This is a genomic window from Oribacterium sp. NK2B42 (assembly GCF_000424445.1).
Taxonomy (GTDB): Bacteria; Bacillota; Clostridia; order Lachnospirales; family Lachnospiraceae; genus Oribacterium.
Map to the genome: position 1 here is coordinate 25,720 of NZ_AUJX01000024.1, position 12,744 is coordinate 38,463.

Consider the following 12,744-nt stretch of genomic DNA (forward strand, 5'->3'; position numbering starts at 1 on the left):
TCAATCTATGGACATAGTATATTTCCTAAATCTCTCCTTGTCAATACAAATTGATATTTTTTTAACATTCTTTTAATTATTTACAGAGCTTCCATATATCCACAATACATCAAAATCATCTGAAATAGCGAAATATTGACCGGCTGTTTCAATGCCAGAAAACCCATATAAAAAGGTAGCCTGTTGTAGCTGCAACCAATGTGAAAGGAAGCCCTATCTTCATAAAATCTCCAAAGGACACTTCATGACCACCTTTCTTCAGCATACCTACTGCCGTGATATTGGCACTTGCCCCTATCGGTGTAATGTTTCCTCCCAGGGTAGCACCTGAAAGAAGTCCGAAGTAAAGCACATAAGGCTCGATACCCAGAAGAGAGGTAATACCCGTCAGTATGGGAAGCATGGTAGCAACATACGGAATATTATCGATAAAGGCAGAAAACAATACAGAACCCCATACTATGATGGTGTACAGTAAAAACAGATTATCTCCGCCTGCATCTACTATGAGTTTTGCCGCATCATCTATAAGTCCTACATCGGTTATTCCGCGAATAACCACGAAAAGACCACAAAGAACAAATAATGTTTCAAAATCAACCGACGCCATGGCACGTCTGAGATTTGTAATGCTTCTCTTGGTAACGTAATCGTAAATCAGACATATAGCCGCGACGACCATACATATGGCACCGTTTGTTATTGACGGAGTATCCGGAATGAAAGATGCGATAATGAGACATACAACTATTCCGCAAAGTGCGATAGTGGGAAACTTATCCTCCACAACGGTTTTTTCATTTGCCTCAACCGGCTGGGTGAGCTTATGAAAAAGAAACATCATTACAGGTACTGTCATGATCGCTCCAAGCTCAACAGCCCAGAAAATACCGGGACGTCCCTTCATCCAAAAGAATTCCATGAAGTTCATGTTTGCGTAATCACCAAGCATGATAGACGTTGTATCACCTACCAGTGTTGCAGCTCCCTGAAGATTGGAGGAAACAGCCACCGAAAGAATCATGGATACCGGTGAGATGTCCAGCTTCTTACATATTGCAAGGCCCACCGGCGCTATCATGAGAACTGTGGCAACATTATCTATAAATGCCGAAACAGCTCCCGAGAAGAGCGACATGAGTATGATTACCCACATCACATTAGGACATTTATCCAGAATGATGTCAGCCATCAGGTTAGGCATCTTCGATTCGATAAAGAAGAAAACCACTAACATGGTTCCGCCTATCATCATGAGAACGTTCCAGTTAACAACGGAAAGAATGTACATAAAATCTCTCCGCATTATTCCAAGAACCACAAAGGCTGCTGCAACCGCCCAGATCGTAAATAACTTCCATTCGGATTTCACGATCATAACCACATACATCAGGATAAATAATGCTAACGCAACATATTTTATTTCCAAAATTAACCCCCTTCAAAAAAATACAAAGAAGGAGACTGTTGATCCTCTCACCAGTCTCCTTCTGCATTATAATATTTTATTCATGGCATGTATGTCTTCAGGAATCTATGAGACCACTATCTTCCCTGTATCATCCGATCTTCAGCCTGAACTTCTGCGCGGCTCTGTCTGAATTCACAAGAGATATCTCTGCACCCAAGGTCTGAAGCTTCTTCTCGAAATGCTCATATCCTCTCTGGATATAACCAATCTCGTTAACTGTTGTTATGCCTTCAGCACAAAGTCCCGCAATAACAAGAGCCGCTCCGGCTCTTAAATCCAGGGCATTGACACTGGCACCGGTGAATTTCTTCACACCGTCAATAACAGAAACATTACCCTCTACCTTTATGTTTGAACCCATACGGGCAAGCTCGTCAACATACTTGAATCTGTTTTCAAAGATAGATTCCGTCACCACAGATGTGCCCTCTGCAAGTGCAAGGGTAACTGACATCTGGGGCTGCATGTCTGTAGGGAATCCGGGATATGGCAGCGTCTTTACATCAGTAGGATGCTGTACCTCTGCACCAATGACACGTACTGCCTCATCGTACTCATAAACAGTATTTCCCATTTCAATAAGCTTTGCTGAAATTGATTCCAGATGCTTGGGAATAACATTCTTGATAAGTACATCGCCTCTGGTTGCTGCTGCCGCACACATAAAGGTACCGGCTTCTATCTGGTCGGGGATAACCGCATAGGTTGTTCCATGAAGTCTCTTTACACCCTTGACACGGATGGTATCCGTACCTGCACCCCTGATATTGGCTCCCATGGAATTCAGGAAGTTTGCAACATCAACTATATGGGGTTCCTTGGCAACATTCTCAATGATAGTTCTGCCTTCGGCAAGAGCCGCTGCAAGCATGATATTGATGGTAGCTCCTACAGACACAACATCCAGATAAATATGTGATGCCTTAAGTCCGTTCGGTGCATCTGCCTGCACACATCCGTTCTTGATCTCGACATTGGTTCCCAGAGCCCTGAAGCCCTTGATATGCTGATCGATAGGTCTCGAACCTATGGCACAGCCTCCCGGAAGAGGAACTATGGCCTTGTGATATTTTCCAAGCAATGAACCTATAAAATAGTAAGACGCTCTGATCTTACGTATGTATTCATCATCTATGGAAACATCCTGTACCTCTGAAGCATTGATAAGAGCTGTATGCCGGTCAATTCGTTTAACTGTAGCGCCAACTTCCTTCAGCGCCTCCAGCATAACATTGATATCTCTTACGTCCGGCAGATTCTCTATCGTAACATCTTCATCTGTTAAAAGCGCTCCGGCAATGATGCCCAATGCAGCATTCTTTGCCCCGCCTATCACGACTTCTCCGTGAAGGGGTTTTCCGCCTTTCATGATAAACTGTTCCATATATCTCCTTAAGTCAGTAGTATAATCAGCAAAAGAGTACACTAAACCTTTATATCCATAATCCCTAGAATTATAAATGAAAGCTTCCTTTTTTGCAACCTACATTAAAATTAAGAAAAAATACTCAAAATCATTCCCGACACTTTTTCCGTAATTGCCTGAACATTATTTAAAAAGATTATATCACTTACACCATGGTCAGTGATAAAGTCAGAAAGGTTACCTTTATAATATCTGTAATCCACCACATAAACATTTTCATAATGATCCACAAGGAAGGGGACAAAGGCATTGCCATAGGATTCCTTCACCAGAACACAGCTTGAACCATCTGTTATATGTGGATTTGTAATCTGTGTAAAGGGGTTATCCCCATTGATGAAGCAGTTATACTTTCTTCCGGCGTTGGCTTCTGTCACATCATTTACGACCTTGCTGCTCTTCACCTCACCGGTCTCAACTGTAATTATAGCATCATTTGTGCCTAAAGGTATCCAGGCTTCCACATGGTCCGGATTGGCCTTCAATTGTTCTGATCTGTTTGTTGCAAAATAGAAGGTTCCGTAGAAGCCCTGATAATCCACATAAGGAAACTCACTCAGTTCATGAGGCTCAATGCCTTTTTCCTTACAAAAATCTCTGTAAGCATAGTACGCACCCAGGGCAGTCCAGTGATGATCAGTGTTGAAATAGATATACTCATCCTTGTGAGCCACCATGGTATCAAACACCGAAATCCTGTGTATGGCAGGGTCCATAAGGCTATAGATGTAGTTAAAGGCATCCGGCATGTTTCCGGATCCAAGCTCCTCCTGAAGCGAGGGGTCAAGCTCCACTCCAAAGCTGTTGGGAACCAGCATGTCATAGACATTGGCCTCAGGGAACAGGGCTTTAACAGTATTTATAACGGATGCATACTTAACGGATCCGCCCTGATTATAATAGAATATCTCGTAACCCTTATTGTCGTTTACATAGATATTTCCGGCCTGTTCGCCTGCTATCTCCACGTTTTCCTTTGGAGTAGTGTCAACCTTCAGCGTTCCGTCTGCATTGGTTTCTATGAGTTCCTCAAACTCATTGACTGTTTCCGTTGGAGCTTCTCCGGTCTCCTCCGGACTCTCCATAAGTATCACCGGAGCGAGAGATTCAGCGGTTTCCGGTATGGTATCCTCCACCACCGATGCCTTGTTGCCATAATAGGCTTCCCCACCTACTCCGTAATAGTCCTCTATACCGGCTTCCAAAGAGAGCAGCTCCTCTCTGTAGGGAAACGTATCAGAAAACCACTTATTGAGATCAGTGAAGAATTTTCCGTTCATCACAGTGAGCATCTGCGGAGCGGGTCTTTTGGCAAGAGGTCGTTTTTCCGATTCGGAGTACTCCGGTCTTGAAACCACGATTCCCACAAAAAAGAGTCCCGCAAAGGCAGCCATGGCGATGACTGACATAACCTTAGCTCCGTTACTTTTAAAGACCTTCTTCTTTATTTCGCTGCTGATCTTATTCTTTTTTGATTTTTGTTTAATGTTATCACTCATCTATAAATACTGATTTATGGCCGTAATATCTAACGGTTGATTCAGATATGACCGGCTCCACGGACTAACATCCAATACTTAAAACTGATTATACAAAAACGGCGAATAACTTGCTCCCACCATAGCTAAGATCGATACAAACAAGAATATAAGCATCATAATGGTTCGCATCCCGTAAAACAGGGCTTCCCTCATTACGCGCTCGTTTTTTCTTTTTTTGATACGGTTTTCGAGCCTTGTAACCATACGTTCATGGCTCTCGATATCCTGTTTCTTTACTTCATTAATCTCGCTGTGGCTTTCAGAACTGAATTTTTCAACCAGCTCGTAATCCTTTTCTTCCTGTTCATGAAGCTGGTGTTCATCTTCAAGATTCTGCATTTCCAGAGCCTCTTTATGCTGGCTGCTGTGCAATCTTTTTCTTACCGTCAATGCTATATTCTTCCACAACGGAGTACAAAAGCTTACGGCAAGTATCACAAAGTAAACATTACCCCTGAGGGTAAGAACCTCAGATGCTGTGCAGAGGGTTCTTCCGCTTCTTCCAAGCAAAACATTCATAACCTCCCACAGCTTATGAAAGTCCGTTATCCTGAAAAGCACCCATCCGAAAAAGACTACCGCCAGGGTATAAAGATGTCCCAATGCTCCCATTATCACACTGAGACCTCCGGTTTTTTCCTTTTTACCTGTATGTTTACGACACAGGTTCTCAATCACTATAAAAATATAATAATATAATCCCCAGAGGATAAAATTCCAGCTGGCTCCATGCCATAAACCTGTAAGGGTCCACACGACTAGAAGGTTAAGCATCAGTCTTCCAAAGCCCACACGACTTCCGCCAAGGGGAATATATACATAATCCCTGAAAAAGCTGCTTAAAGAGATATGCCAGCGTCTCCAGAAATCCCTTACAGAGGAAGCAATATATGGATAGTTGAAGTTTTCCTGATAGTCAAGACCCAGGATTTCTCCGAGACCGATAGCCATATCGGAATATGCGGAAAAATCCAGATACAGCTGCATCATGTAGAACAAAGAACCCATATAGGCTCCGAAAACCGAATAGGATACATTTTCAGTCAAAGGCAGAAATGCTTCGCACAGCTTTCCGCAATGATCGGCGATAAGGGTCTTTTTGGCCAGGCCGATTGTGAATCTCCATATACCGTCTGAGATTCCTTCATAGGAAACTTTTCTCTTATCAAACTGTGTACAAAGCTCTCCGTATCTGGAGATAGGTCCCTGGGTAACCTGGTGAAATATCACCGTATACAGAAGCACATGGAAGAAATCTCCCGCTCTGGTCTTCTGATTATAAACATCGGAAACATAACTTATAAGCTTAAAGGTGTAGAAAGACACTCCGAGAGGCATACCGATCCTTAGGATCTCTTCGTCAAGCTTTCCATCAAGTTTATAAGCAAGTACATCCTGTAATATGAATCTTGTGTATTTAAACACCGCAAGGATTATAACCAGAACAACTATACCTGCGATCAGCCAGGTCTTTGCGATCCTTTTATTCTTTTCGATGGATTTCTGGGCCAGAGGACTCATAAATTCCTCATCTCCCTTTTCGTAGTCGGGATTTGAAGCCTTTGCTCTGTCCAGAGCCCCCTGGATCATCCTGCCTGTAAGACACGCGTATGCTGCCAATGCTATGATCAGAACAAGATAATTAAGGCCTCCAAAGGCGTAAAACACAAGGGATGCCAGAAGAAGCCATATATTTTTTTGTTTTATTCCCGGCATAAGGAAATAAATCAAGGTAAACGCCGGAAAGAATATTGTTACGAAAAACAAGCTTGTAAAGCTCATAACTATATTCCTCTCCTTTTAAAACAACAATACTTCCGTGTGTCAGGTGCGGGAAGATTTTTTCCTGTCATGTACCTGAGTCACCGGTTAAGTTCAAAAGATTACTTTCAGACTTCTATTGCCAATTACAATGTTTTCATGTATACTTCAACTTGCTTCGGGGTTGTTTGGGCCCCACGCAATGGGTCCCTCGAACCGTGTCAGGACGGGAACGTAGCAGCACTAAGAGGATCCTCCCATGTGACGTGGATCCACCTACTCAACTCCGGAGCTTTTTATTTGATATAATGCAGCTTTTGCCATATCTCCGATATCGGTATAAGCTGCCTCTTTTTTTATTCTGTCCACGCGGCTCTCAGGAATCCAAAAGAATCCGTGAGGATTTTTTTATCCTATCCTGTAAACCCTTTTTGCATTTTCCGTGGTGATCCATATAACCTCATCAGCAGTCATATTCTTAAGTTCCGCGATCTTATCCGCCACATATATAAGATTTCTCGGATCATTTCTGGTACCCCTTAAAGGCACCGGTGCCATGTAAGGACAATCCGTCTCCAAAACGATATTCTCAATCGGAATATTTTCCACAACTTCCTTTATCTTTCTGGAGTTTTTAAAGGTCACAACGCCGCCTATTCCCACACACATCCCAAGCTTCACATAAAGCTTTGCCATTTCAAGGGAATAACCGAAACAGTGGATTATCCCACCGTTTTCATATCCACCTTCTGAAACGATCATATCGTAGGTGTCCTTCGCAGCATCTCTGGAATGAACATTTATGGGCATTTTAAACTCTCTTGCAAGCCTTAGCATCTTTACAAAGGTCTCCCTCTGAATCTCAGGCTCCGGATCTGCGCTCTCAAGCTCCTCCGGTGTGGCCTCTTTTCCGGCCTTCAAAGCTCTCTCAGCGATGCCTTCCCTGGTGTAATGATAGTCGAGACCAATTTCACCGATGGCAACTATCTTTCCATGTCCGGAATCTCCCTGAACATCCGAGACTCCTACTCTGTCATCTTCGACCATTTTCTTTAATTGTATAATGTCTTCCTCACGGCATCTGTCACTGTGATCGGGGTGAAAGCCAACCGCCGCATAAACATTGGCATATCTTCCTGCCAGTTCCACCGCCTTAATACTTGATGGCATGTCAAAGCCTATCTCTGTGAAATACCCTATTCCGGAACTCACGAGATTCTCAATAACCGGGCTTCTGTCTTCCTCAAAGCTCTCATCATTCATATGAGCATGGGAATCAAAAATCATAACATCTTTTATCATATATTAACCATTGCTCCGATATAGATCATTGCATAAAAAGCTGTCAGCATAAGAGGATAGTAAATATAGTAGAACCACTTAAAACTAAACCTTCCTCTTTCTCCGTTATAGAGCATTATGGGAATAAAGCTCAATACCGGAAGGAATCGGGACGATATGCTTCCCACAGCAATAGCTGCGGCACCGCCGAGCATCTGAAACACTTTTTCTCTGTTAAAGTTGTACATAAGAGCGATACTCAGGACTCCGTACCATCCAAACTGAAAGCGCACAATATATGCGATTCCGCATCCCACGGTCACAGCCAGCCATTTCTTAAGGGGCTGCTTCCACCATTTTTTCATAAAATACATTACCAGCAGGCCTGCTGCCAGTGTAAACACCGGATTCTGATGATTTAAATTTATGGTTTCGTTAAAAAATGCCAGGTCGTAGGGAACTTCTGATATGAGCGCAACGATAAAAACTCTGATGAAATATTTCCGGAAATCGGAAGTATGTATAAAACCTTCTACTAAGAGAAATGCAAAGATAGGGAAACTGAAATGACGGAATATTACCAGAAAATCATATAATCTGAGCCATAAGGCTCCTTCTTCGGTGGCGATGGCCATCTGATAGTACTCATCAACAAAACCGTAAAGTTTTCCGTTATGGATAATGATGACCGCAAAATAATATGCGGTCATCATAAGAGCAGCCAAAAACTTTAGTGTCCCACCTGAAATACCAATATTCTTTTTTGTACTCTTGAGTACACTATGATGTGTTGCCATAATCCTTATATTTTTCTATCAGCAAATGATAGAGCCCGATGGCATCTTGCTCATCGGTGTCATAAGAGCGATATTCTCGTCATCATCCTCTGCCGCAATGATCATGCCCTGTGATTCCTCACCTGCGATCATACGTGGAGCAAGGTTTGCAACGATCATAACACGCTTTCCAACCAGATCCTCCGGCTTATAAGCCTTCTTGATACCGCTTAAGATGGTGCGTGTCTCGGATCCCACCTGAACCCTGAACTTGAGAAGCTTCTTTGACTTCTTTACTTCCTCTGCATGAAGGATCTTTCCTACCCGGAACTCGATCTTTGCAAAGTCATCGTAGGTTATCTCTGCCTTCTTTTCAGGATCTGATACCTTTGTATCAGGAGCACAGTCACCATTCTCATCGATGGTTTCAGGCATTCCGTCTCCCTCCTCTGCTTCTTCTGAAGAAGTCTCCTCTGCCTTTTCTTCCTGAACACCTGCTGCAGCCATCTGCTCAGCTTCGATCTTCTCAACCTCCTGCATAACATCCTCTTCCTTCTTACGCTCAAAGAGTGTTGCAGGCTCTGCTGTTACCTTTGTGCCTGACTTGAAAAGCCCCCACTTATCCATGTCGGAAAGAGCACGCTTTTCAGCATTGATCTCCTTAAGGATAGCCTCGGCTGTCTCAGGCATAAAGCTTTCGAGAACGGAAGCTCCGATGTTGATAGCCTCTGTAAGGTTATACATAACTGTCTTAAGTCTGTCAGCCTTCTCAGGGTCCTTTGAAAGTACCCACGGCTCAGTCTCATCTATATATTTATTTGATCTTCTGAAGATATCGAAAACCGCTGTAAGTGCATCGGCTACCCTTAACTGATCCATCTTCTCTGTTGCAGTCTTAACCGCATTAAGAATAGTAGTCTTCAGATCCTCATCAACAGGCTCTTTAGCACCCTTATCCTCTACCACACCATCAAAGTACTTATTGCTCATGGAGATGGTTCTCTTAACGAGGTTTCCGAGGATATTGGCAAGCATTGAATTATAACGCTCTACCATAAGCTCCCAGGAGATGACACCATCGTTCTCGAAAGGCATCTCATGGATAACGAAGAATCTTACGGCATCAACACCGAAAAGCTTTGCCAGATCATCAGCGTAGATAACATTACCACGGGACTTTGACATCTTGATGCCTTCCTGTGACTTTCCTGCCGCTGTAAGAAGCCATGGATGTCCGAATACCTGCTTTGGAAGAGGTATGTCAAGGCTCATAAGGAAGATCGGCCAGTAAAGTGTATGGAAACGGATGATATCCTTTCCGATAAGGTGAAGGTCGCAGGGCCAGAACTTGTTGAAAAGCTCCTCGTGATTTCCGTCAACATCGTAGCCAAGACCGGTAATATAGTTTGTAAGGGCGTCAAGCCATACGTAAACAACGTGCTTTGGATCGAAATCCACAGGGATTCCCCACTTGAAGGAGGTTCTGGATACACAAAGATCCTGAAGACCCGGCTTAAGGAAGTTGTTTACCATCTCATTCTTACGGGAAACCGGCTGGATAAACTCGGGGTGCTCCTCGATATGCTTCATGAGACGATCTGCATACTTGCTCATCTTGAAGAAGTAAGCTTCCTCTCTTGCCTTCTCAACATCTCTTCCGCAATCGGGACACTTTCCGTCCACAAGCTGTGAATCTGTCCAGAAGGACTCACAGGGTGTACAGTACCAGCCTTCATACTCAGACTTATAGATGTCACCCTTGTCATACATCTTCTTGAACATCTTCTGAACCTGTTTCTCATGGTACTCGTCTGTTGTTCTGATGAACTTGTCATAAGAAGTGTTCATAAGATCCCAAATGGTCTTAATTTCTCCGGCAGTCTTATCCACATACTGCTTTGGTGTTACACCTGCTGCCTCTGCCTTTAACTCTATTTTCTGGCCATGCTCATCGGTTCCGGTCTGGAATCTTACGTCATAACCCTGAAATCTCTTGAAACGTGCGATAGCATCCGCAAGCACGATCTCATAAGTATTTCCGATGTGCGGCTTTCCGGAAGCATAAGCTATCGCTGTAGTGATATAGTACGGTTTCTTTTCCATGTTTCACTCTTTCCGGTTACCCGAATGAAAGGTAACCTGATTTATTTTATATTTGCTTATTTACCCGAAAAACATTGAAAAATCAACATTTTTTGGTAATTTAACTTAACTACTATAAGATATGAACTCTTAAAAAGCAAGTTTACCGCCGTTTTTAGGCTCCAAGGAATATTTTCCTCAGGTTTTCCACCTCTTTTATAACCTTGCTGTCAACAAGATTCTGATAAGCATAAATTCCGAAGCCGGATACTTTTCCTGTTCCAAGGGCTGCAAGAACTTCTCTTGCCAGGATGTCATTGTATCTCAGCCACTCAGGGATATCATTTCCGTCCCAGCTGTCGGTATTGCATTTATAGAGGGCAAGTCCCACGTAAAGCTTCACCTTGCTGTTATTCTTTTCCATGAGGTTTATCCAGTCATTGAGACATACCTCATAAGCTGCATCGGATATTGCCCCGCTTCCGGTCTTCTGCTCAAAGCCGAAGTATATCTGGGGTAATATATAGTCCACGTACTTATCGGAAGACAGCCACTCATCTATATCCACAAAGTAGCTTCTGTTGCTCTTAAGGTATTTAAGCTGTGCCACAGGACTCACACCGAATACAGCACCCGGTTTCATTTCATGAACCTTTGCGTAAACGGCTTCGATAAGGGCGGAGACATTATCCCTTCTCCACTCCGCTATAGGCAGGGTGCTTCCTGATTCAACATACTCCTGATAATCGAAGTTTGTGTCAGCTCCGGTTCCGAGTCCCGGATAGAAATAATCATCAAACTGAACTCCGTCCACGTCGTATTTTGTCATAACTTCCTGCACTGCGGAAACGATGAGGTCACGTACCTCTTTCTTGGAAGGATTCAGATAGTAGCTTCCGTCAAACAGAAGAACATTTCTGTTGGATTCCGGATTGTTATACCACCTTTTGGAAATGGAATCCTCTTTCTCTTCCTCCCATCTTTTCATGGAGCCGGTGACTCTGTAGGGATTAAGCCAGGCATGGAACTGGATTCCGTGTCTGTGGGCGGAATCCACCATGTATCCCAATGCATCAAATTTATCCGGGTTTGCAGGCAGGAACTTTGAAACCGGAAAAATATCCGATTTATAGTAGGCATCCGTATGACTGTGAACATGACAGAAAATTGCATTCATGCCGTTTGCGGCTATGGTTTCCATCACCTTGTCTGCCTCTTTTTTAAAGGCCGCCTCCTCCGATGGCATTTCCGACCAGTTGATATAGGAGAACCATACTCCACGAAGTCCGTTTGTCGCATTTGCCAATGCTTCCACTCCGGCTGCCCTTGAATTTATGGCGCCGCACATACATATGCAAATGACAAGTGTCATTAAAAATCCTGCAAACTGCTTATACGCCATGATTCCGGATTTGTTTTCAAATTTCATTTTCTGTCCTCTCCCTTCGTCTTTCCATATATTCGTCTATTCTACCACATCCTCCCTAAAACAATCCACCGGGAACGGTTCTCGTCGGCAGGGACAGTTCTCACCGATAGGGACGGTTCTCGCCGGTGAGAATCTTCCCCGATGTATACAAGCATAACTCCCGCATGACGTCCTTATGACGAAAAAAGAGGTCTCCCCAAAGGAAGACCTCTCGTCATATGATTTTATTTTACTCGATTACAACTTCGCACTCTGAAAGCTCATAGTTCAGTGCAAATGTATCCGCAACCGCCTTCTTTGATGTTTCATCATCAAAATTCTCGCCTGCTGCAAAATCACTGAGTACAAGCTTACCTTTCTTGATGGTCGTGGTTTGCTGACCTTCTGTAGCTCCCGGACCTGCAGGCTGTGTCTCTCCTGTTTCCTCTGTTTCAAAGCTTACAAGCTTTGTAGATGCTCCTACGGTTCCAAGCTCGATAAGCTTATCAAGAAGCGCCTGCTCTGTGAGCTCGTCAACTGAATCCATAACCTGGGACATACTTCCGTTAACGATGGCATAAACAACAACTGTATCTACAACAGGAGCGTTGGGATCCGGCTGCTTTGAAAGAGGAAGTCCGTTATCAGGGTTTGTCTCCTCTGCTGTGGTTTCTGTTACACTACTACCGTCAGGTGCCGTTTCTCCGGTCTTTTCCTTAGCAGTTTCATCATTCCTTGATTTTGACTTACTGCTGCCACAACCCACAACTGAAAGTACTGCTATTGCAAGTAAAAGCATCGCAATAAATTTCTTCATGATCTATCTCCTCAAAAACTCTTATACTCTATTTTTATTTATATATAAAACGAAAGACTCTCACGAGCCTCTCGAAAATACAGAGTGTAATATAACAGAGCCAAACTATAATTGCAAGCATAGTGCGTAAATCTTAATCTTTACGCAAAAAAATCCTAGTTAATGTGCTATGATGGGCTTA

Annotated in this window: 9 protein-coding genes and 1 other RNA gene; 1 reads left to right on the forward strand and 9 read right to left on the reverse strand. The window is 43.4% G+C overall.

From position 1 onward, the window contains the following. Positions 1-148 precede the first annotated feature (148 nt). The 4 genes from G625_RS0108355 to G625_RS19020 form a co-directional block, all read right to left on the reverse strand. Positions 149-1,429, reverse strand: coding sequence for an SLC13 family permease (locus G625_RS0108355; RefSeq protein ID WP_044932063.1), 1,281 nt, complete (start codon positions 1,427-1,429; stop codon positions 149-151). A 130-nt stretch (positions 1,430-1,559) separates the two neighbouring features. Beyond that, positions 1,560-2,855, reverse strand: coding sequence for a UDP-N-acetylglucosamine 1-carboxyvinyltransferase (locus G625_RS0108360; protein WP_029200763.1), 1,296 nt, complete (start codon positions 2,853-2,855; stop codon positions 1,560-1,562). A gap of 110 nt (positions 2,856-2,965) precedes the next feature. Next, a complete protein-coding gene (locus G625_RS19015) occupies positions 2,966-4,396 on the reverse strand; it encodes a DHHW family protein (protein ID WP_049895808.1) in 1,431 nt (476 codons plus the stop codon). A gap of 78 nt (positions 4,397-4,474) precedes the next feature. Next, positions 4,475-6,220 (reverse strand): MBOAT family O-acyltransferase, encoded by a 1,746-nt coding sequence (locus tag G625_RS19020; protein WP_049895809.1) that lies wholly within the window; start codon positions 6,218-6,220, stop codon positions 4,475-4,477. 165 nt (positions 6,221-6,385) lie between these two features. On the opposite strand from G625_RS19020, the gene ffs reads away from it, so the two are divergent. Beyond that, positions 6,386-6,484: signal recognition particle sRNA small type (gene ffs, locus G625_RS21920), an RNA gene on the forward strand. A 123-nt stretch (positions 6,485-6,607) separates the two neighbouring features. On the opposite strand, the gene G625_RS0108380 is transcribed toward ffs, so the two are convergent. The 5 genes from G625_RS0108380 to G625_RS21190 all read right to left on the reverse strand — a co-directional run bounded on the left by G625_RS0108380 (position 6,608) and on the right by G625_RS21190 (position 12,563). Continuing rightward, positions 6,608-7,501, reverse strand: a complete 894-nt coding sequence (locus G625_RS0108380; protein WP_242826620.1) for a TatD family hydrolase — start codon at positions 7,499-7,501, stop codon at positions 6,608-6,610. Continuing rightward, the gene (locus G625_RS0108385) at positions 7,498-8,277 is read right to left on the reverse strand and encodes a TraX family protein (RefSeq protein ID WP_029200765.1); all 780 of its coding nucleotides are present in this window, start codon (positions 8,275-8,277) and stop codon (positions 7,498-7,500) included. The genes G625_RS0108380 and G625_RS0108385 overlap by 4 nt, the downstream gene beginning before the upstream one ends. A gap of 18 nt (positions 8,278-8,295) precedes the next feature. Further along, positions 8,296-10,359 carry a methionine--tRNA ligase gene (gene metG / locus G625_RS0108390; protein WP_029200766.1) on the reverse strand — a complete coding sequence of 688 codons (2,064 nt, stop codon included), beginning with the start codon at positions 10,357-10,359 and terminating at the stop codon, positions 8,296-8,298. A 154-nt stretch (positions 10,360-10,513) separates the two neighbouring features. After that, positions 10,514-11,767: a glycoside hydrolase family 10 protein gene (locus G625_RS0108395; protein WP_044932064.1), complete on the reverse strand. Its 1,254-nt coding sequence runs from the start codon at positions 11,765-11,767 to the stop codon at positions 10,514-10,516. Between the two features lie 229 nt (positions 11,768-11,996). After that, positions 11,997-12,563, reverse strand: coding sequence for a hypothetical protein (locus tag G625_RS21190; RefSeq protein WP_049895810.1), 567 nt, complete (start codon positions 12,561-12,563; stop codon positions 11,997-11,999). Positions 12,564-12,744 lie beyond the last annotated feature (181 nt).